Genomic DNA, 22,193 nt, shown 5'->3' with positions numbered 1-22,193 from the left:
GATCTCATTTACGGATTTTTAGTCAATCCCTCGCGCACCGCATAAGTAGCAGCTTCTACGCGATTAGAAATATGCAACTTATCCAATATATTTCTCACGTGATTGCGTACTGTATTTTCACTAATGTACAGCCTCTTTGCAATATCCTTGTTAGGAGCACCTGTTCCAAGCTCTCTTAGCACCTCAATTTCTCTTGCTGTGAGCGGCTCTACTGCATCGCCGACAATCTCCTGACGCTTTGGACGCGACAGATCAGAGAGGATCTTAAGGGCAAGATTGCTCGGCACAACTGCTTCCCCAAGTGCCACGCTGTGCACCGCATGTAACAACTCATCAGGATCTGCCGTTTTGATCATATATCCTTGCGCACCATGCTTAATCGCATCAAATAAAGCATGTTCTTCCTCGTTCACTGTCAAAATTAAAATTTTTACAGGCACATGTAGCTCTCGAATGCGGCGCGTCGCTTCAAACCCATTCATCTGTGGCATTGATAAGTCCATAATCAAAACATCCGGCTGGAGAGATTGAACAAGTTCCACAGCCTCGCGCCCATTTTCCGCTTCTCCTATTACGTCAAAGTCGGGAGATGTTTGAAGGATACCGATAACACCTTTGCGAAACAGGTGGTGATCATCTACTACAGCTACTCTAATTCCCACAACGCATCTCTCCTCACGTATAACATCATACTACCCTATTTTAATCAAGATACACTTGTGTAACCCGTCTCATCATTCCTTATAGTGTGACACCATTATCTCAATGATAACACCACCGTTTGAACTAACCATCTAGTCCATTTAGACTACGATGCTACCCGATCACGTGTCATTCCCCATAAACCTACACAGGCAAGAGCAAGCAATCCCCACTGCCAAGGAGATAAGAAGCCCCACAGTACATCATGATTGGAAAATAAGGAAACAAACAGCGAACCTATACTATCTAATGCCACAACATAGAATCCAATCACAGTTTTCGAAACCGTTGTATCCCTTGTGCGTAGTGCACTCCAAAGAATCCCTATATTCACACACAGTATGATGACTTCATAAACATTCACTGGTGCAAATTGCCCACCTTCCATCGCAATACCGAACGGACGTGGCATTTGTTGTCCCAACTGTAAATGAAATAAACAATAAGGAATAAGCCCAGCAGTAAAACTGACAACGATCAGATCAAACATGCGACTCATTACCAAATGGCCTCGCCAAATACTATACCCGATATACAAGATGACGACTGCAGTTGCGATCATCCCTGAGGCAGCTGTTGGGGCTGCAAAAAGAACCTTTGCTGGTACTCGAAACAAATCATGTAGGACAAAGAGCATACCAGATACTTTCCACACAACGAGCCACATCGTACAACTAGCAATGAATACATCGATAAAATCATCCACTTCTTCTACATGCTGTTTGCTGGCATACCATTTTGCTGTAAATACAGTGACCAATACAAACAAAAAGGTTCCCAGCCATGAATAATAGAGCGTAAATGGTCCAAGGTGAATGCCTCCATACAGTTCACTCATTATGAGTCCTCCTTTCCACTGCCCTCATTCCCTCACCTCTGCTGTGAAGCTTTACTCTCTGGTGAAATCTTCACTAGTTGAGACAACTCTGCTTGCAGCGTTCTCTGACTCAATGCCCCTTCCACACGATCTACAATGACTCCTTTAGAATTAATGAAGAAACTCGTCGGAATCGAGATGACATCATATTCTTTAGCGACCTTCCCTACGGAGTCTAAGAGCACAGGATATTGAATGCCAACTTTTTTCATAAAAGTTATTACAGCAGAACGCGAATCACTTTCCGTCATATCCACACCAATAAATGTAACTTGCGAGTGATACAAAGCATCCATCTTCACTAAATCTGGAGCTTCCGCCTGACATGGGGGACACCATGATGCAAAAAAATTAATCATAAGCGGTTTCCCTTTCAGTTGTGTTATATTCAACGATTGTCCCTGCACTGTCTCTAATGTAAAGCTTGGAGCTAAATATCCCTCCTCTGGAATGTGAGCTAATTTCCCTGGATGTTGATTGACAATGATTGCACAACCTAAAATGAAAACAAGTAGACCAGTTAACCATGTGCGCCTTCGTTTCATATTTAGTACCATCATTCTCCTAGTATAGCTCATTGGGACAAGCAATTTTGCATTTAATCCACATTTGCCGTACACTTTATAGCATGTATCGAATGATACAAAATGAGTGAAGTGTACTTATTTTTCGCTGGGGTAAGATAAGAATGAACTTTTCAAGTGTTGTTCCCGTCTAACAATCGTAGAGCTTGTTTCCTTTTGAATATCTGTTTTTTGCTATGGTCTCTAGTACCATAAGTTACTCTTATGTAAACCGCAACCATTAGGATGAATGGAGGACGTTTAAATGCCAGTTTGGCTGACGCTGGTCGATGCACTCTGTATTATCGTCCAGATTGCAGCAATTGCAATTGGGGTGTATCAGATTGCAATCTCCCTGTTTTCTCTGAAATCCCCCAAACAAAGCGTGTATCAGTCTCCGCAAAAACGCTTTGCAATTGTCATTCCAGCACACAATGAGTCACAGGTGATCGCACCGCTCATTGCCAATTTACATGAACTTAATTATCCAAATAACCTCTACGACATCTTTGTCATCGCTGATAACTGCGATGATCTCACAGCAGATGTGGCTAGACAAGCAGGCGCCACTGTTTATGAGCGTTCAACGAAAAATAACCGTGGAAAAGGTTTTGCCATCGCTTGGATTCTTGAACAGTTAAAACAACAACCGAAGATCTTTGATGCAATTGTATTTTTTGATGCGGATAATCTGGTCAGTCACAATTTTTTAACGGTCATGAATGATAAATTGCTGAATGGAAAACAAGTTGTACAAGGTTATTTAGACACTAAAAATCCATTTGATTCCTGGGTTTCTGTCTCGATGGCACTCTCTTACTGGTATACCAATCGCATGTGGCAGTTATCTCGCAAGAATCTCGGTTTACCATGTGCTCTAGGTGGGACGGGGTTATGTATTGATCAGACCCTCTTACAACAACTAGGCTGGGATGCAACCACTCTTGCAGAGGATACGGAATTCGGTGCTAAATGCGTTACGATGGGGATTATTCCAGAATGGGCTCACGAAGCTCGCGTATATGATGAAAAGCCACTGACACTTGCAGCCTCCATGCGTCAGAGATTGCGTTGGATGCGCGGCCACTTTCGATGCAGTGAACGCTATACCTTACCACTATTAGGACGTGGGTTGCGAGATCGTAGCTGGGCAAAACTTGATGCAGCAGTGTATCTTTTTCAACCGACGAGTTTTTTAATCATTTTTGCAGCAGCCATTACCTTACTCTTTCAAGCAAGTGGCTCGACCCCGACGTGGCTTAGTACGATCTTTTCCATTATTCCACCGTGGGTAATGATCAGCTTAAATTTTTTAGTTATTTTGCAGATGGTAGTAGCTCTTATTCTTGATGGCGTAAGTTGGGTGGCATTCCTTGCGATTCCACTATTCCCAATTTTCACATTGACTTGGATTCCAGTTATTTTAACTGCACTCTTTACAAGGAAAAATAACACATGGAATCACACGGTGCATACGCGTGCTATTCATCATCATGAATTACAAAGTGCTGAAGCAAAACGCTTATAAAAAAGTTTATTTTTCTATTAGAGCCTATTCAAAAAGGGAGCAGGTAAGACCCGTGCAGTGCAAGGAAGCAAGCCAAGAATGTGGACTGAGCGTACGTTTTGGGTACGTGAGGGAGCGTTCTTAGCGCTGACGCTGCCATGTGCCGGGGAGTTCTGACCCCTTTTTGAACAACCTCTATGAAAAGCAGAGCTGTGACTTTCCCGCACCAAATATCCTGTACCCCCCGGACCTTGGATATGCGTTGGATAGTAGTCACAGCTCTGTTTTCTAACCTAACCTATTTACCAGAAGAGGAAAGATAGCCAGAAGATCGCTCCAAATGCGAGCCACCACCACCAGTATCCTCCGCCCCACCAACCGGCACCTGGAGCGCCGTACCCGCCACCGTATCCGGCACCATAACCTGGATAACCGCCCCCCCACTGTGCGAGAGCCATATCCAGTTTTGCTTCGTCAGATACTTCAAATGTGGCTAAACTAGGAGCGTACTGCGCAGGAACCTTCATCAATACAGAATTACTGCGAACTTGTTGCACCATTCCTTGGTGAAGGCCATAACGAGTACGAAACTGCACCCATCCGCCTTGACATCCTAAGCATTGCTGCCGAACTCCTGTCATCCCCATGACGACAACTCCCCTCTAGTAGACTGGGACTGTCGTGCATTGTGTGGTATAGGTCGGTACCAGCAAGAAGAACAGTACAAAGATAATGAGAAACACTACTGCCCAACGGGTATATCCACCAAAAACTCCCATGATCTTTCATCCCCCAATCATCTTCATTTGTTTGCACATTGTAAGTAATGCGACACAGGCTCAAACCGCGAGGGCGAATATCAGGGGGAATCAATAAATACACATCTACCTACTGAGACAAAAAGAAATCCCGCGTATAATTTGCAGGATTTCTCTTTGCCTTCTACAGTCATTTATATGGCATTAAAGAGAACTCGATGTTTAATCGGTACATCGTAGAGCTCTGCTTGCAATCCAGACGTAATTTTCAACAGAGCACTAACAAATCCCTCTGAGTCACCTTCGATATAAGGATTTGGTAAAAGATAGGCTCGCTCATTAACCGCATACGCTAACTCCGAGTCACCATAGAAGATGATCCCATCGCTTTCTGCCCATAGGACAATAAACTCTCCTGGAATACCTAACTCCGCTTGCATAAAACGAGTCATCTCGCCACATACTTTATTGACTTCGTCAGGACCATAGCCTTTATCCCACATCGTAGTTGAAAATGATTGTTTTTGAAGAAAGTTAGCAAATGACATTACAACTGAATTTGTCATACAAGCGATGCTCTCCTTTATACCCGTATCAAAATAACGACTATCCTTCGATCACCTATCTATTGTAGCACGAGAAGCTTCAAGGAATTTCATCAACAAATAAAAAAGTAGTGCTTACCCACATGATAGGTAAGCACTACTAGGGACAGCACATGTTGTAACAGTATTAATAGCGTAAATCATTTCGTACACTTGCAACAAGACGCCGTGCGATGCGCATCTCCCGCTCTGCAATATCAATGTGACGCAATGCAAGATTAAGTCTTTCTTTTTTCGAACGACGATATCTGCGTACTTTTGTCAATGTCATGACCCCCCTGCACTATTTGACTCCCCCGCTTACCTCATCGTATGACAATACAGTGAAGCGGCGTGGACGAGTACCCTAGGCAGGAGTAGATGATCTCAAAAATCAGCAGTTACTCGCAGTTATGCTAGAACCTTACGCGCCTCACTTGATAAGGCAGGCACTACATCAAACAAATCGCCGACGATTCCATAATCAGCTACCTTAAAGATCGGCGCTTCTGGATCTTTATTAATCGCTACAATAATTTTCGAGTTAGACATACCTGCCAAATGCTGTATCGCTCCAGAAATCCCACATGCGATATAAAGATCAGGTGTTACAACTTTTCCCGTCTGACCAATCTGCATCGAATAGTCACAATATCCCGCATCGCAAGCTCCACGCGATGCCCCAACTGCAGCTCCTAGAACTTCCGCCAATTCATAAAGGGGTTTAAATCCATCCGCACTTTTCACGCCACGGCCACCAGAAACAATGATTTTTGCTTCAGATAAATCCACGCCTGAAGAAGCCTTCTTCAATACCTCGCGCACTTTCGTCCGCAGATTTGCAGGTGCAGCATAGTCGATATTCACAACATCCGCTTGCTCGCTCGTCTGTTCTGGCATCGGTAAGTTATTTGGACGAATCGTCGCAAAAACGACATGCCCGGATGCCTTCACTTTAGCAAACGCCTTACCTGCATAAATAGGACGTGTAAAAAGCATATCATCTCCCGCTAACTCTACGTGGATAATATCTGATACTTGACCGGCCTTGTGTTTAGCTGCAAGTGCAGGTGCTACATCCCGGCCAATCGCAGAATGTGCAAATAGTACCACTTGCGGATCAAATGCTTCTATCGCTTGCGAGACAGCCGCTTCATACGCATCAGGAACATACTGTGCAAGATCTGCATGATCAATGACATATACGTGGTTTGCACCGTGTTCGCTAAGCGGTTGCACGAGAGAAGATACTCCATGACCAATAACGACAGCTGCAACTTCTCCACCATCTGCCAACGTGTTAGCTCCACCAAGTGCTTCAAGAGAGACATTACGCAACTGATTAGCCCGTAAATCAGCGACAACCAATACTTTCCTCTTCACAACAATCACTCCTTTTCACAGATTAAGATTATAAAACTTTACTTGTCTGACGCAGTTCTTTTACTAGTTCTTGCACGCGTGTTGCCGTATCTCCTTCAAGAACGCGACCAGCGCCTTTGGCTGCAGGCAATACAACTTCCACAGTGGTTACCTTACTCTCTATGTGACTGTGATCTAATCCAAGATCACTGAGTGTGAGTTTTGTGATCGGTTTCTTCCCAGCTTTACGAATACCAATTAAAGAGGGATAACGAGGTTCATTGAGACCTTGTTGCGCTGTTACTAACACAGGTAGAGTCGCTTCTACGATCTCTGTGTCGCCTTCTGCATCACGCTGTGCAACCACGTTTGTTCCACTAATCTCTAGTTTAGTAATCGTTGAAATATGAGGAATATCTAGTAACTGAGCGAGTCTTACCGCCACTTGACCAGACCCGTCATCCACTGCCTGATTGCCTGCTAAGATTAAGTCAAAAGGCTTTTGCTTAATGGCACTTGCGAGAACTTCTGATACTGTGTACTCATCTCCAAATGCTGCTTCATCTTCAATGTGGATCGCTTCATCAGCACCCATAGCAAGCGCTGTACGAATAGCCTCTTCTACACGAACAGGTCCAATCGTAACAACAGTAACTTCTCCACCTTGTTCTTCCTTAATCTTCAAAGCTTCCTCAACAGCATATTCATCATAAGGGTTCAAAATAAATTGAACGCCATCCTCTTTAATCGTTCCATGATCTAGTACAATCTTAGCTTCCGTATCAAAAGTCTGTTTGATACATACAATGATGTTCATAGAGATTCTCCTCTACTCATAGTTTCGAATGGATTGCATTGATTCTTTACAACCACAGTGCCACTCATCACTTGCGATCGCCACCAATACCACGTAAAAGCATATCATATACGACATCTGTCTGCGCTGATAAATCATACTTAGCTCCTGTAAATATCCAGGCATTCACTGTTTCATCAATTGTGCCAAAAATCATCCGCCGTGCGATACGCACATCAAATGGTTCGCGAAAGACGCCTGTTTCCTGACCTAATAATAAAATGCGATCCAACATGCGATGATACGGTCGCATCATATCAGATACTTGTTCACGAATTACAGGGTCAGACTGACGTACGTGAACTTGCAGGACAAGAGCTAAATTCGGATCTTGACCAAGCGTCGTAAAGTGCCCTTCGATGAGTTTGTGCAGTGCCATCAGTGGTTCTGGATGTTCACCTTCAAGCCAAGTCGATAACATCACGATTTGTCCGATCGTTTCTCGCAGTACTGAAATAAGAATATCTTCTTTGTTCTTAAAGTAAAGGTAAACGGTCCCGTCAGCTACGCCGGCCTCACGTGCAATCCGAGCCACTTGCGCCCCGTGATAGCCAGACACAGCCATCACTTTAATTGCAGATTGGAGAATGGCGTGATATTTGGCTGCATCCTTACGCTGTGCGATGAGATTCATCTCCCCTTTACTCGAATGGTTGTTCATTCATCTAAATATAGAGTACATGAGCAATCATCACTCGTCAAGAGAAACCACAAAAAAAGAGAACTGCATGTTAACAAGCAGTCCTCTCGATCATAGCCGTATATTCATACTTTTGCATTACACGTTTTGAATGGCGCTGACAATCACTACAACTACCATAAACAATACATAGAGTCGCAATCCCCAGATCGTCACTTTCAGCATCGGACTAAGTGGTCTCAATCCTAATTTACTAATTTTCTCAATAGCCTCTTGGTGTTCCTCAAGCGTTTGCGCTACTAGTTCAGGTCGCTCATGTAATTCTTTTAATTGGTTGCGACCTTGCGGTAATGTATACAGCAATTCTGACGTTGACGTCGACATATTTTTCACCTCGCCTTATCTAGTAAAAGAAGCCATCTATAATTGAAGATTAGGGAAAATAACTGTGATTGCATACAGAATACCTGCAAGGGAAACAAATACACCAACGCCTACACCAAGTATATTTAAAAACCAACCACTGCGGTGTTCACCCATAATCTCTTTGTCATTGACTAAGAGAAGCAGAAACCCAATTGCAGGTGGCATCGTGAGTACAGCTAACACATTGACAATGATGACTACAAACTCCAGTGGGAAGCCCGGAATGAGAACGATAGCTCCACTTAATGCAGCAACCAAAAACAAGATCGAGTAAAATCCTTTTGCCTCACGAAAGGGGCGATTTAAACTATGTGCCTTTTGCGTGACTTCACCAAATGCATACGCAGAAGAAGTTGATATTGCTACAATAGCTACAAGTCCCGCTTCAAGAATTCCAATGGCAAACAATGTAGCTGCAACATGCCCAATATAGGGTACAAGTGCTTGTGCAAACTGTGCGGCACCATACTGACCAGCATTCATGTGATGAATATACAGCGGTGCAGTGGCAATAATACAGGCAACCGCAGCTAGCGCCGCAAGTAACGCTCCTATCCCTGTATCGATACGTCCTAATTTAATGTCGCGCACGGCAAGCCCTTTATCACTAACTGCCCCTTGTTGAAAAAACAGCATCCACGGTGTAATCGTAGCACCAATATCTGATAATAAAATGATCACTGTACTCGAGTTGAGCCCTCCTGAAGGCAATGGAGACCAGTCTAAAAATGAGCCTCCCACTGCACTCCAATCCGGATGAGACATGATGGCAACAGGTATAAAGATCAAATTGAGAAGGGCAAGCCCCATCGTGATTCTTTCCCACGACCAGTATCTCCGCGAACTCAGTGCTACCACCACGACAAGCAAAGCCACACTCACTGCGATATACTTTGAGATTCCAAAATATGAAGCGCCCGCAACAACTGCCACAAATTCAGTAATTAAAGTTAAGACATTCGTAAAAAGCAAATCAATCATTGCAAAATTACCCCAAAACCTACCAAACCGCCGATAAATTAACTCTGCATGCCCAGCCTTAGATACGGCCCCAAGTCTAACTGTAATCTCCTGTGCCACAAAAGCCAACATAAATGTAAAAACGACAAACGGGAGAAAGAATCCAATGCCAAACTGCGAACCTGTCGCTGAATAAGACAACATCGACGGTCCATCATTTTCACCTAACATCACTAAAATGCCTGGACCTACGAGCAACCACAGCAACCGCAGCCGTGACCGTCCTTGTCTTGCTCTACCCACTTTAATCCGATCAAGAGCTCGTGCTGCATCTTCTCGGCTTGGAGCCTGCATCGACATGACCAACATGCCTCCTTTATTGGACTGTAGTGCACCCGCTCATATGACTTGCACATGATCAACGTTCCATGAGAATCATAACCCTAATTTAGCTCGATCACACATATTGTCGTTCAAGAAAAAAAGTTTCCTAAGCGACACTTACATCCTTACTATATTCCTGACGTGCAAAAATTGCAACACCTTACAAATAAAAAAACCAGGCCATTGTTGACCTGGTGTTCTACCCACTATACAACTTACATTTCACTGCACGCAACGGATAAGTTGCGTTTATTCACTTAACGATCAGGAACGCGCTTGTGGATCAAATGCATCTCGCAAACCGTCACCAATAAAATTAACCGATAAGATCGTTAAAATGATCATAGCCGCAGGAGGTATCCATAGATACGGCTCTGTCCGCATATCGATATAATTGGATGCTTGACTCAGCATTCCACCCCACGATGGTACCGTCAGCGGTAACCCAAGACCCAAAAAAGTAAGACCAGCATCTAATCCAACATATCCTGCTACAGCCATACTCACCAAAACGGCTAAACTACTAATGGTATTTGGCAACATATGCCGAAAAATAATACGCCATTTACTAGCCCCAATGGTAACAGCTCCTAGCACATAATCTTGCTCACGCAATTGTAAGAAAATACCCCTCATAAAACGCGCGGGTCCCGGCCACGCAGTCAAAGATACAACAGTAATTAAAATAAGGACCCCTGAAGTATTAAAAATCGCCTCTAACGCAAGAATGAACGGGATAAAGGGGAAATTTAACATAATGTCAACAAAACGCATAAGCAAATTGTCGATCCAGCCACCAAAGAATCCCGAAATCCCACCGTAGACTACCCCGATCAACATGGTCATCACAGCAGCCGCTACAGCAACGGTCAAGTCTACGCGCCCACCATACAGCAACCGCGCTAGATTGTCATATCCTGATCCGTCTGTTCCAAGCGGATGAGCAGCAGACGGCGCCAAGTTCGTATTCATAATATTAATGGCAGTGGGATTATACGGAGTAAAAAGCGGTGCAGCTATTGTGACAAAGACAATCGCTAATAAGATAATGGCACCTGCCAATGCCAATCGATTGCGCATAAAACGTTGTAACGATAATTTCCACGGTGCCTTCACTTTTTCTTTTTTGTTTGATGCATTCATATTTTTTTGCAACGCTTGTACAGCCACTTTATTCACTCCTAGTTGTACCGAATTCGCGGGTCAGCAACCGCAAGCAGGATATCTGCAATCAGATTACCGATCAGGACTGTTATCGCAAAAATAAGGGTAGTCGCTAAAATCACAGGATAGTCGCGATTTAAATTTGCGCTTACAGTGAGTTCCCCCATGCCAGGCCATGTGAAAATTTCCTCAATTAATACGGCACCACTAAATAATCCACCAATATCAAATCCAAACTGCGTGATGATAGGAATAATCGCGTTTCGCAACACGTGACGAAATAACACTCGCCCATCGCGCAATCCTTTGGAGCGCGCTGTTCGAACAAAATCCTGAACGATGACTTGAAGCGTATTGCCCCGTGTTAAGCGGGAATAAAATGCAACGGAAGGTAGTGATAGAGCGAGTGCAGGTAAAATTAAATGAGAGATCCGATCACCAAGATCACCCGACCACGGCACTGCAGGTGTGACTGTACCAAACGACGGTAGGATATTTAGCGTAAAAGAGAAAATGTAGATCAAGAATAATGCAAATACAAATCCAGGTATTGAATACAAGAGCACCGCAATAAACGATGTGCTTACATCAAACCCTTTGTTGACTCGACTTGCTTGTAAAACCCCCATTGGAATACCAATGAGCAATACAATGATCTCTGCAGTAATAGCAAGCGTCAAAGTATTAGGTAACGAGAAGCCAATCAGTCGAGATACTGGTTCTTGGTACTGATAAGAAGATCCTAAATTTCCATGGAGTAAATTCATGACCCAGTTAACATATTGTTGCCATAGTGGCAGATTGAGACCCGCTGCAGCTTCTTTGCGTTGAATCACCACTGACGCATCTTTAATATGAGGATTTTGTGTTAAGGCAAGAAATGCATTGCCAGGCATCAAGTGCATGAGAATAAACACAATAATCGTAATGACAATCAACGTCGGAATTAAGCCAAGAAGGCGGCGAATAATATAGGTTGCCAAAACAAGTATGCCCCTTCCACATCTAGAAGTAGGTGGGGCAGGTCATACAACCTGCCCCTATATGGATACAGTGTAGCTGTGAAACGCGTGACTTCCTTAGCTAGATGGCGAAATCCACCACTTGTATTCATCGAGCGTTCCATATGGCGAGAAGACGACGCCATGCAAGTCTTTGTTGTATGCCGTCACGCTATCCTCGTCAAACAAGAAGTTTTCTGGCATCTGTTGATTGAGCAACTGCTGCCACTGATCGAGTATATTGATTCGGTATTGTAAATTGAACGCTTTACGCGTATGTTGCTCGTGAATCAACTTGTCATTTTCTTTAATGGCAGGATCGTTTGTGTTGGTCCAGTCAATCGAAGTAATATTCATGTCATCGGTTGAACGCCACAGACCGCGCGGATCTGGATCATTGCCAAGATCCCAAGCAAGTAGGAAGGCCTGAATCGGCTGTTTGCCATTTGCATCACCATTAAGTTGATTTAAGATCGTATTAAAGTTGATAGGCGGAAGAATTTTCATGTTAATGTGTACTTGTTGTAGATAATGCTGAATGAAGTCTGCCTGGCGTTCGATGTTAGCATCGCCGCTAGAAATTGTCATGGTCGGTGTAAAGGGTTGACCATTAGGAAGAGTTCTCCAACCATTGACAATCTTCATACCTAGCGAATTGAGCAGTTGGTTCGCTTTCGCAGGATTGTATGCATAAGTACCATTGAGTGCTTGGTTATACCAGAAGTTAATAGGCGGCAGTGGACCATTCTCAACTACCCCATATCCGTCGTATAACGCTTGAACCATCGCAGGACGATTCAACGCATATTCAACTGCTTGACGGAATCGCACATGACTGAATACCGATCCGTATTCTGCATTATTTAAGCGCCAGCCGAGATAATCAAAGGCATTTGAAGGCTCTACATTTACATTTAAATTCGGTAACTGCTTCATTTTTGAGGCATCTGTTGCATGAATGCCAGCGATGGTAACTTGACCTGATGCAAGGTCACCATCAACTACATCTGTACTAACTACTTTCCATACGTTGTATTCAATATGCGGCTTGCCAAATACGTAGTAAGGATTGGCTTTTTGCGTTATTGCTTGACCTGGTACGAGATTCGTCATAATGAACTGACCACTGCCAACTGTCGGCATGCGATCAAATGAAGAACCCTTCCACTTAGACATCGGAATATTCCCAAGAATAGACGATGGGAGTGGTACGATGCCAGAGAGATCAGCTGTTAGCACGGCTGCATCTGCATGCTGCAAAGAAATCGTAAATTCGTGTGAATTGATAATCTTAAATCCAGAAGGTGTTTGGCCATCTGGCAAGTATCCACTAGAAGGAACACCCACAATGTCTGCTAAGATATAGCCGTATGCTCCACCGTCAGTCACGTTGTAGCTTTTTGAAAGCAACCAGTCTACACCAAGTTGTACGTCTTTCGATGTAATAGGCGTGCCATTTGACCAACGGGCTTTTGGATTGATATAGAAGGTGTACATTTTCTTGTTTGGAGCCACTTGCCATTTATCCACAAGGTCGCCAACTAATTGGTCTTTGGCATTATATTGTAGAATGGAATCAAACTGCAGCGACCACGCCTGTGTGGTATAGGCTGAAGTAGATAAATAAGGGATAAAGTTCAAACCAAATGCAGTCGGAAATGTTTGAGTAATAGTGCCACCATTGACTGGTGTTGTTGATGCACTGGATGTATTACTACCATTTGGTTGAGCTGTATTTCCTCCACATCCAGCAAGCAATGCAGATAGTGTAACAACAGCTGCTGCAGAGACCATTGTTGATTTCTTTTTCATCTATTTAACCCCCTGAAATCATGTGATACTACGAGTACAAATGACAAGCGACATATTGTCCTGGCGTGTATTCCTCAAGTTCTGGCCGAATACTGCGACAGACATCCATCACTTTTGGACAACGTGTGTGAAAAGCACAACCATTAGGCGGTTTCGCTGGACTTGGTACATCACCCACAAGCACAATCCGTTCACGTGTGACATGCCGCTTCGGTTCTGGTGCCGCTGATAATAGTGCCTGCGTGTATGGATGAAGTGGACTTGTGTACAAAGAGCCTTTTGGCGCAAGCTCTACGAGTCGACCGAGATACATGACAGCCACGCGATCACTCACGTGCTTTACGACAGCGAGATTGTGCGAGATAAACACATAAGATAAGCCAAATTCTTTTCGGAGATCAGAAAGTAAATTTAAGATTTGCGCCTGAATCGACACGTCAAGAGCAGAAACCGCTTCGTCTGCAACGATTAACTTTGGGTGAAGTGCCAGTGCCCTTGCGATGGCAATCCGTTGCCTCTGCCCACCAGAAAACTCGTGAGGGTACCGCACGCGCGCCTCTGGATTTAACCCAACTGTTGCAAGTAGTGAAACCACTTCGTCTTGAATCTGTGAACGTGTGCCGCGTTTATTTACAATCAGTGGTTCTGCTACTAAAGCCCCTACACTCATTCGCGGATTGAGCGAAGAATACGGATCTTGAAAGACCATTTGAAAATCATGTCGAAGCTTTCGCAATTTCTCGCCTTTGACGTGGCTAATGTCTTGCCCGCCAATCGACAGCGTGCCTTCTGTCGGTTCATAGATCCGCATGATCACGCGACCAAGCGTAGACTTACCACATCCAGATTCTCCAACAAGTCCAAGTGTCTCCCCTTCATTTAGCGTAAAAGAGACATCGTCTACTGCTTTGACTTGCCCCACCGTGTGCCGCAACACCCCACCCATAATGGGGAAATATTTTTTTACATGATCCACTTGCAGGAGTGGTTGCGATGCGGAGGGCTTCTCAGTAAGTTTTGTTTCTACCGTGCTCATCTAAGTCCCCCCTTACCCATTGACCACAGTACAGCGCACTGTATGTCCTGCAGCAATTTCACGCAATTCCGGCATTTGTTCACGACAACGATCTTCCACAAGTGTGCAGCGATCTGCAAAACGACATCCTCCGGGAAAATGTGCTGCGCTCGGAACCGTTCCAGGTATCGTCAACAAACGTTCGCGTTCCTCTTCGATTGATGGAATAGATGCCATCAACGCCTGTGTATATGGATGCACTGGATGATCGAAGATCTCATCTGCAGACGCCGACTCCACTACCTGTCCGCCGTACATGACCACCACATCGTCAGCCATTTCTGCAACTACACCTAAATCGTGCGTAATTAATAGAATCGCAGTGCCATTTTGATCTTTCAAGCTGCGCATCAAGTCCAATACTTGCGCCTGAATCGTCACATCAAGAGCTGTTGTTGGTTCGTCTGCTATCAGTAAGGATGGTTGACAAGCCATCGCCATAGCAATCATCGCACGCTGTCTCATGCCTCCAGACAACTGATGCGGAAACTCATTCACTATCTGCTCTGCGCGAGGAAATCCCACACTGCGCAAAAGCGATATCGCCTGCACCTTTGCCTGAGCCTTCGTCAGTTTGCGATGGCGAATCAGCACTTCACCGATCTGTTCACCCACTTTTAACACAGGGTTTAATGCACTCATCGGTTCTTGAAAAATCATCCCAATGCGGTTGCCACGAACATCGCGCATGGCACGTTCTGAAATGTGTAACAGATCTGTTCCCTCAAGTAAAATCTCGCCTTCTACGATTTTCCCTTGTGGGCCTGGTACCAGCCGCATCACTGAGAGCGACGTCATACTCTTACCACTACCAGATTCACCTACGATGCCAAGCACTTTTCCTGGGTAGACTTCAAAGTCAACCCCATCCACTGCTTTTACCGTAGCATTCTTACTAATGAAATACGTCTTTAAATTTCGAACTTTCAATAATGGTTCAGCCACTGCGCACCTCCGTATGAAGCCTGTTACTTGATGATAAAGCGCGAATCGAGGCGCGAATCCGCTTTAATGTCTGTCTGACTATTAAACTAACATAAATAGTTGATGTCAGGAGTGTAAAAAGTGTGTAAAATTATCGGAAAGTGTACCTGAGATAAAATCTATTTGTCTTCGTAAGATAGACATTAAGTATAATTATCCCTCGAATTCCACCTCGCGGTGAACACCCTTGCTCTTGGCTAGTGGTTGGTACCTACAAACCCCCACAGTGGACTTTCACCTCCTAGTTAATCACCATGCGTGGCGCACATAAAAATAGACCTCCAAAGTTGGAGATCTATCATAGAAATTACCTTTGTCATTCGATCCGTTATCTACTTTACAAATGCATCACTGAGAGCGATTCTACACCTTCACCTTGTGCATCAGCTAGCACATCAGCAAGAGAGATCCCATCGAGCGTTCGCAAGATACTGTCGTTCAGTTTCACCCACACACTGCGGGTCGAACAACTTCTCGCCTTGCTACAAAACTCTTCAGGCAATGGAAAGTCATCACTTACACAACCAATAGGTGCAACATCTCCCTCGAGCAATTTGATGATTTGCCCCATAGAGATATCACTTGGTGCACGCGCCAGCAAATATCCGCCATTTGCTCCACGCACGCTTTGAACAAGCCCTTCTCGCCGTAAAAGAGCAAAGATTTGATCGAGGAAAGCCTCAGGAATAGACTCCATCTCTGCAATCTGACGAAGAGGCAACGGATGATTGGAGGTAGCTACAGCTTCCGCTAAGGTGACAATCGCGCGCAATCCATACTCTGTGCGCTTCGATACTTTCACAGGCGTTTCCTCCTCTTGCAAGTAGTATAAAAAACCGCAACTACTCGACTGTTACGTATACATCATCACCATCGACATGTACATCATATTGTGGCAACTTCGTAATCGCTGGAAAAGCCACCGCTTTACCAGTCTTCACATTAAATTTACCACCATGTTTGGGACAACAAATGATATCCCCTTCAAGATGTCCTTGCGCTAAACTCACTCGGCCATGCGTACACTGATCGCTCACTGCGTACACGCCATCCACAAGTTTAACAAGAAGGATATCTTTACCTGCTATCGTGACACGTTGTAAAGGTTGGTCCTGTAATGCTTGTAATGACGAAACCTTGACCGCTGCCATTAGCCGATCGATCCCTCCATCTCAAACTTGATGAGGCGATTCATCTCGACTGCATACTCCATCGGCAATTCTCTGGTAAATGGTTCAATAAAGCCCATTACGATCATCCGCGTTGATTCCTCACTTGAAATCCCACGACTCATGAGATAAAACAACTGTTCTTCACTCACGCGCGAAACAGTAGCTTCATGCTCTAGTGTGACTGTATTGTTCTCAATTTCATTGTACGGAATGGTATCTGAAGTAGATTCTTGATCAAGAATCAATGTATCACATTTGATATTTGACTTTGAGTGATCTGCTTCTTCCGAAAAAAATGCAAGACCGCGATAAGATACTTTTCCACCGTGCTTACTGATTGATTTTGAAACAATGGTAGATGAGCAATCAGGTGCCGCATGAACCACTTTTGCGCCGGCATCTTGATGCTGACCTTTACCTGCAACAGCAATAGAAAGCACTGTTCCTTTTGCGCGAGGACCCACCATATAGATCGCAGGGTATTTCATTGTAAGCTTCGAACCAATGTTGCCATCAATCCACTCCATTGTTGCATCTGTATGAGCTACTGCACGCTTTGTGACAAGATTGTAGATATTAGGCGCCCAGTTTTGAATCGTGGAGTAGCGCGCGCGACCGCGATCTTTCACAATAATCTCAACGACTGCAGAGTGAAGTGAGTTTGTGCTGTATATGGGTGCCGTACAGCCTTCCACATAATGCACAAAAGAATCTTCATCAGCGATGATCAACGTGCGTTCAAATTGGCCCATGTTCTCTGAGTTAATGCGGAAATATGCTTGTAATGGTACTTCACATCGCACGCCTTTTGGCACGTAGATAAAACTTCCGCCACTCCACACAGCCGAGTTTAACGCGGCAAATTTATTGTCTTCAGGTGGGATAATCGTACCAAAGTACTCTTTAAAGATTTCCGGATGATCACGTAACGCCGAATCAGTATCAGTAAAAATAACGCCAAGATCAGTTAACTCTTTTTGCATAGAGTGATAAACTACTTCTGATTCATATTGCGCAGATACACCAGCTAAAAACTTGCGCTCTGCTTCAGGTATTCCTAAGCGATCAAATGTATTTTTGATCTCCTCAGGAACATCATCCCATGTTTTCCCTTGTCCTTCTGACGGTTTAACATAGTATGTGATCTCATCAAAATTGAGATCAGAGAGATCTCCGCCCCAAGTTGGCATCGGTTTCGAATTAAAAATATCGAGTGACCGCAAACGAAAGTCAGTCATCCAACCCGGCTCATTCTTCATCGTAGAAATTTCTTCAACTACTTTGCGAGAAAGACCTTTCTTAAACTTAACGATCGATATATCCTTATCGTGAAAACCATATTGATATTCGGACAGTTCTGGCATCGCTTTACTCATCAAAAATCCCTCCCAAGGTAACTTCTTTGCACGTACACATCCATTGCGTCTTCATAAGGTTTATTCCAGTTTGACCGATTCTCTTCTTACAACTTTTGCTCATTTCGCTGAACGCTCAAATGCATGCCATGCTAATGTCGCACATTTAATGCGGGCTGGGAACTTAGATACCCCAGCCAAGGACTCGAGATCGCCTAATTCCTCATCGTCAACCTCTTCACCCTTCATCATTTTACGAAATTCTTCCGATAGAATAAGCGCTTCTTCTACCGTCTTACCCTTAATCGCTTCTGTCATCATCGATGCAGAGGCCATACTAATGGAACAACCGACACCTTTAAAGCGCACATCTTTGACAATGTTATCTTCGATTTGCAACTGCAGAGTAATCTCATCGCCACAAGTCGGATTTTTCATGTCAATCGATAATGCATCACCTTCGATCCTACCTTGATTCCGTGGATGTTGATAATGATCCATAATTACTTGTCGATACAAATCATCCAATTGCATGGCCAAAAAACTCCTTTGCAGTTTCTAGGGATTGGACGAGCACATCAATATCTTCTTTTGTATTGTATAAATAAAAGCTTGCCCGCGCAGTCGCAGCGACGTCCAGCCAGTGCATTAAAGGTTGCGCACAATGATGACCCGCGCGAACGGCAACACCTTCTGAATCTAATACTGTAGAAACGTCATGCGGATGAACATGCGCTAGATTAAACGTCACTAATCCACCGCGTTCTCCACGTGGTCCGTAAATAGTGATGTCCGACAATTGGCTTAACCGATCCATCGCATAACGCGTTAAGTCTTGATCCATTTGATGAACAGTATCCATCCCAATCTCGCGCAAATAATCAACGGCAGCTGAAAGCCCTACAGCTCCTGCAATAATCGGTGTTCCACCTTCAAATTTCCAAGGAATCTCTTTCCACGTCGATGAAAACAGCTCTACCGTTTCAATCATTTCCCCGCCAAAATGAACAGGTTCCATTTCTTCTAATACTTTTCGTTTGCCATAGAGTACGCCAATGCCTGTAGGGCCTAACATTTTATGACCCGAAAAAGCGAGAAAATCACAATCCAAATCTTGTACATCGACAGGCATATGTGGAACAGATTGTGCACCATCCACCACCATAATCGCCCCATGCTGATGTGCAATCTTTGCTACTTCTTTAATCGGATTAATCGTACCAAGTACATTTGACACATGAACCATGGCTACAATTTTTGTGTGATCTGTTATGGTATCAGCTACATCTTCTAAACGTATCGTGCCATCTGGCTGCAAAGGAATATACTTTAACGTAGCGCCTGTCAATTGCGCAACTTGTTGCCAAGGAATCATATTGCTGTGATGCTCCATAGGAGTAATGACAATCTCATCACCTGGTTGCAAGCGTGGACGCGCATATCCTTGTGCAATCATGTTGAGTGACTCGGTCGTCCCGCGCGTAAACACGATCTGATTTTCAGATGGCGCATGGATAAATGCAGCAACATTTGCTCGCGCACCTTCATAGGCATCTGTCGCTAACGACCCAAGCGTATGCACACCACGATGAACATTGGAATTGTACTCACGATAATACTTATCCAACGCTTCGATCACCTGGCGCGGTTTTTGCGATGTCGCTGCACTATCTAGATACACCAATCGTTTCCCGTTGACCTTTTGTTCTAAAATAGGAAAATCGCGTCGCAGCATTGCTATATCCATTAAGCCATCTTCCTCTCAAGCACCGTCTCCACTGCCTTACGCACCATATCGATCGGCAGTTTCGCAAGCACAGGATCAATAAAACCCCACACCACCATGCGTTTTGCATCTGTTTCTGAAATACCACGAGACATCAAATAAAACAGTTGCTCTTCATTAATCTGCCCAACAGATGCCGCATGCCCGCATTTCACGTCATTTTCGTCAATCAATAACATGGGTATCGCATTTGCATGACTCTCTCTACTTAGCATCAACAATTTCTCCGATTGTTGACCATTTGAACCACTTGCGCCCTTTAAAATATGGGTGAGCCCACGATAAATGGCCTCTGCAGAATCTTGCATGACACCACGCGCTGTGGTATCACTATCGCTAAACTTGGCGATATGCACCATCTTAGACGTAAGATCAAAATGTGCTTGCTTTGCGCCTAATGCAATCGCATGACTGGTGCTGCGACTTCCTTGACCTTCTAACAAAGAGCCAAATTCCGCCACTGTATATCCTTCACTCACTTCACCCGTAACCCAATCCATCTGTGCATCGCGATATACTTTTGCACGTCGCACCAATACATTGGTCGAGTTCCTCGGAAAATCCTCTAGCGTACCAATCTTCACCCGCGCTCCATCTTGCACCACAACTTCTGTCACACCAACTTGCAACTCATCTGCAATGTCTTGATTGGCCACGTAAATATCGACAAATTCCACTTGGCTTCCCGCTTCAGCTACAATTAAATTGTGTATAAAGGTACCATGTCCACCAGAAGTCGTCACAGAGATCATTTGCAGTGGATGATCAATCACCACATGGCGCGGAAGATAAATAAAAGTTCCATTTCGCCATAATGCACCATGTAAAGCGATCATCTGATTTTCATCTTGAGGAACCACTGAATAAAGATGCTTTTCCACAATGTCACTATATGTGGTAGCTGCTTCTCGTAATGTAGTAAAAATTGCGCCCTGCGCGCTCAATGATTCGATTCCTTGTGAGAAGACAAGCTCGCCATCAGCTAACACGAGAAGAGGACTTGTCAATGCATCATCAGACATAAACGGTTCAGCGATTGTTTTCCACTCTTGCCTATCAGAAACAAGAGCTGCAACGGTATATGCATCTAGCTTACGTTGAGCTAAGTTACTTTTTTCATACCATGGCACGGGAAGTTGCTCATAATGCTCCGCTGCTTTTGCACGCAATGCTACTAAATATCCCGGCTCTTCCATTGCCGCACTCTGCATTTCAATCTGCTTTGCAAAATCTGTTCCACTCTTTAGGACACTCACGTTGTAAACCCCCTATACGCCCGTTGAAACCGTTTCGTCCACGATCCCAAGTTCCTCTTTTAACCAATCATACCCGCGAAGTTCCAACTCTTGTGCAAGTTCACGACCGCCAGAACGCACGATCCGACCTTGCATCATCACGTGAACATGATCTGGGACAATATACTGCAAGAGGCGTTGGTAGTGAGTAATCACAAGAAGTCCGAAGTCTGGGCTGCGAAGTAAATTGACGCCTTCTGCAACAATGCGGAGTGCATCAATATCTAATCCAGAATCAATCTCATCTAAAATGGCTATGCGCGGTTGTAAAACAGCCATCTGCAATATCTCATTGCGTTTCTTTTCTCCACCAGAAAACCCTTCATTAAGATAACGTTCAGCAAAAGTTGGATCAATACTCAGTGCCTTCATCTTTTTTTGTAACTCGCGATGAAATTTTAGCACAGGCACTTCGTTACCTTCGCCAAGCCTTGCATTTTGCGCAATCCGCATAAAATTTGCATTGGATACGCCAGACACTTCACTGGGGTACTGCATTGCTAAAAATAACCCTGCACGCGCGCGCTCATCCACTTCCATATCGAGTAGATCCGCACCATCCAATGTTGCCGTTCCTGCTGTCACTGTGTACTTAGGATGTCCCATCAGCGCTGAAGCAAGCGTGCTTTTACCTGTGCCATTTGGTCCCATAATGGCATGCACTTCGCCGCCACGTACGGTTAGATTCACACCTTTTAAAATTTCTTTGCCTTCAACTGCTGCATATAAATCGTTGATTTCTAATACTGGACTAACACTCATCTCATATCCTCCTAGCCATCTTTGCGCATACATCTTAGCGCGCACTCACATGTCGTTTATTGACTTCTGTTACTCACATTTTAAAGTTGACTATTTTAGTCACCTTTATGCTATCACATGCATCAAAAAATGCAAGTGATCATCAAAAAACTCACGCCATACGGCGTG

General features: G+C 44.3%; 24 protein-coding genes. 1 reads left to right on the top strand and 23 read right to left on the bottom strand.

Annotated elements, in window-relative coordinates; translation table 11 throughout:
* Window positions 1-8: 8 nt before the first annotated feature.
* The 3 genes from MM817_RS17230 to MM817_RS05625 form a co-directional block, all read right to left on the bottom strand.
* Window positions 9-662 carry a response regulator gene (locus MM817_RS17230; protein ID WP_241712469.1) on the bottom strand — a complete coding sequence of 218 codons (654 nt, stop codon included), beginning with the start codon at window positions 660-662 and terminating at the stop codon, window positions 9-11.
* Window positions 663-808: 146 nt separating this feature from the next.
* Window positions 809-1,540 carry a hypothetical protein gene (locus tag MM817_RS05630; RefSeq protein ID WP_241712468.1) on the bottom strand — a complete coding sequence of 244 codons (732 nt, stop codon included), beginning with the start codon at window positions 1,538-1,540 and terminating at the stop codon, window positions 809-811.
* Between the two features lie 32 nt (window positions 1,541-1,572).
* The gene (locus tag MM817_RS05625) at window positions 1,573-2,139 is read right to left on the bottom strand and encodes a TlpA family protein disulfide reductase (protein ID WP_241712467.1); all 567 of its coding nucleotides are present in this window, start codon (window positions 2,137-2,139) and stop codon (window positions 1,573-1,575) included.
* A gap of 268 nt (window positions 2,140-2,407) precedes the next feature.
* Between MM817_RS05625 and MM817_RS05620 the strand changes: the two genes are divergently transcribed.
* Window positions 2,408-3,670, top strand: a complete 1,263-nt coding sequence (locus MM817_RS05620; RefSeq protein WP_241712466.1) for a glycosyltransferase family 2 protein — start codon at window positions 2,408-2,410, stop codon at window positions 3,668-3,670.
* Window positions 3,671-3,951: 281 nt separating this feature from the next.
* On the opposite strand, the gene MM817_RS05615 is transcribed toward MM817_RS05620, so the two are convergent.
* The 20 genes from MM817_RS05615 to sufC form a co-directional block, all read right to left on the bottom strand.
* Window positions 3,952-4,296: a hypothetical protein gene (locus MM817_RS05615; RefSeq protein ID WP_241712465.1), complete on the bottom strand. Its 345-nt coding sequence runs from the start codon at window positions 4,294-4,296 to the stop codon at window positions 3,952-3,954.
* A gap of 305 nt (window positions 4,297-4,601) precedes the next feature.
* Window positions 4,602-4,973: a hypothetical protein gene (locus MM817_RS05610; RefSeq protein WP_241712464.1), complete on the bottom strand. Its 372-nt coding sequence runs from the start codon at window positions 4,971-4,973 to the stop codon at window positions 4,602-4,604.
* A 166-nt stretch (window positions 4,974-5,139) separates the two neighbouring features.
* Window positions 5,140-5,277, bottom strand: coding sequence for a hypothetical protein (locus tag MM817_RS05605; protein WP_241712463.1), 138 nt, complete (start codon window positions 5,275-5,277; stop codon window positions 5,140-5,142).
* A gap of 125 nt (window positions 5,278-5,402) precedes the next feature.
* Window positions 5,403-6,374, bottom strand: a complete 972-nt coding sequence (locus MM817_RS05600) for an electron transfer flavoprotein subunit alpha/FixB family protein (RefSeq protein WP_241712462.1) — start codon at window positions 6,372-6,374, stop codon at window positions 5,403-5,405.
* Between the two features lie 28 nt (window positions 6,375-6,402).
* Window positions 6,403-7,170, bottom strand: a complete 768-nt coding sequence (locus MM817_RS05595) for an electron transfer flavoprotein subunit beta/FixA family protein (protein WP_241712461.1) — start codon at window positions 7,168-7,170, stop codon at window positions 6,403-6,405.
* 67 nt (window positions 7,171-7,237) lie between these two features.
* Entirely contained in the window at window positions 7,238-7,843 is a 606-nt protein-coding gene (locus MM817_RS05590) for a TetR/AcrR family transcriptional regulator (RefSeq protein ID WP_241712460.1), read from the bottom strand.
* A 144-nt stretch (window positions 7,844-7,987) separates the two neighbouring features.
* Entirely contained in the window at window positions 7,988-8,233 is a 246-nt protein-coding gene (locus MM817_RS05585; protein WP_241712459.1) for a hypothetical protein, read from the bottom strand.
* 36 nt (window positions 8,234-8,269) lie between these two features.
* Entirely contained in the window at window positions 8,270-9,595 is a 1,326-nt protein-coding gene (locus MM817_RS05580) for an NRAMP family divalent metal transporter (protein WP_241712458.1), read from the bottom strand.
* A 288-nt stretch (window positions 9,596-9,883) separates the two neighbouring features.
* Window positions 9,884-10,789 carry an oligopeptide ABC transporter permease gene (gene opp4C / locus MM817_RS05575; protein ID WP_241712457.1) on the bottom strand — a complete coding sequence of 302 codons (906 nt, stop codon included), beginning with the start codon at window positions 10,787-10,789 and terminating at the stop codon, window positions 9,884-9,886.
* 11 nt (window positions 10,790-10,800) lie between these two features.
* A complete protein-coding gene (locus MM817_RS05570) occupies window positions 10,801-11,766 on the bottom strand; it encodes an ABC transporter permease (RefSeq protein ID WP_241712456.1) in 966 nt (321 codons plus the stop codon).
* A 96-nt stretch (window positions 11,767-11,862) separates the two neighbouring features.
* A complete protein-coding gene (locus MM817_RS05565; protein ID WP_241712455.1) occupies window positions 11,863-13,596 on the bottom strand; it encodes an ABC transporter substrate-binding protein in 1,734 nt (577 codons plus the stop codon).
* A gap of 28 nt (window positions 13,597-13,624) precedes the next feature.
* Window positions 13,625-14,632 (bottom strand): ABC transporter ATP-binding protein, encoded by a 1,008-nt coding sequence (locus MM817_RS05560; RefSeq protein WP_241712454.1) that lies wholly within the window; start codon window positions 14,630-14,632, stop codon window positions 13,625-13,627.
* 12 nt (window positions 14,633-14,644) lie between these two features.
* The gene (locus tag MM817_RS05555) at window positions 14,645-15,616 is read right to left on the bottom strand and encodes an ABC transporter ATP-binding protein (RefSeq protein WP_241712453.1); all 972 of its coding nucleotides are present in this window, start codon (window positions 15,614-15,616) and stop codon (window positions 14,645-14,647) included.
* Window positions 15,617-15,992: 376 nt separating this feature from the next.
* Window positions 15,993-16,457 carry an RrF2 family transcriptional regulator gene (locus MM817_RS05550; protein ID WP_241712452.1) on the bottom strand — a complete coding sequence of 155 codons (465 nt, stop codon included), beginning with the start codon at window positions 16,455-16,457 and terminating at the stop codon, window positions 15,993-15,995.
* Window positions 16,458-16,497: 40 nt separating this feature from the next.
* Window positions 16,498-16,806 carry a Rieske (2Fe-2S) protein gene (locus MM817_RS05545; RefSeq protein WP_241712451.1) on the bottom strand — a complete coding sequence of 103 codons (309 nt, stop codon included), beginning with the start codon at window positions 16,804-16,806 and terminating at the stop codon, window positions 16,498-16,500.
* Window positions 16,806-18,203, bottom strand: coding sequence for a Fe-S cluster assembly protein SufB (gene sufB / locus MM817_RS05540; RefSeq protein ID WP_241712450.1), 1,398 nt, complete (start codon window positions 18,201-18,203; stop codon window positions 16,806-16,808). Before sufB ends, MM817_RS05545 begins: the two co-directional genes overlap by 1 nt.
* A gap of 99 nt (window positions 18,204-18,302) precedes the next feature.
* Window positions 18,303-18,716, bottom strand: a complete 414-nt coding sequence (sufU, locus tag MM817_RS05535; protein WP_241712449.1) for a Fe-S cluster assembly sulfur transfer protein SufU — start codon at window positions 18,714-18,716, stop codon at window positions 18,303-18,305.
* Window positions 18,703-19,929 (bottom strand): cysteine desulfurase, encoded by a 1,227-nt coding sequence (locus MM817_RS05530; RefSeq protein WP_241712448.1) that lies wholly within the window; start codon window positions 19,927-19,929, stop codon window positions 18,703-18,705. The genes sufU and MM817_RS05530 overlap by 14 nt, the downstream gene beginning before the upstream one ends.
* Window positions 19,929-21,224: a Fe-S cluster assembly protein SufD gene (sufD, locus tag MM817_RS05525; protein ID WP_241712447.1), complete on the bottom strand. Its 1,296-nt coding sequence runs from the start codon at window positions 21,222-21,224 to the stop codon at window positions 19,929-19,931. The genes MM817_RS05530 and sufD overlap by 1 nt, the downstream gene beginning before the upstream one ends.
* Window positions 21,225-21,236: 12 nt before the next feature.
* The gene (sufC, locus tag MM817_RS05520) at window positions 21,237-22,025 is read right to left on the bottom strand and encodes a Fe-S cluster assembly ATPase SufC (protein WP_241712446.1); all 789 of its coding nucleotides are present in this window, start codon (window positions 22,023-22,025) and stop codon (window positions 21,237-21,239) included.
* Between the last annotated feature and the right edge of the window lie 168 nt (window positions 22,026-22,193).

It is taken from the genome of Sulfoacidibacillus ferrooxidans, from assembly GCF_022606465.1.
In the GTDB taxonomy this organism is placed as follows: domain Bacteria; phylum Bacillota; class Bacilli; order Alicyclobacillales; family SLC66; genus Sulfoacidibacillus; species Sulfoacidibacillus ferrooxidans.
Note: the sequence above shows the minus strand (reverse complement) of the source record. Positions and strands in the feature narration are given on the sequence as shown.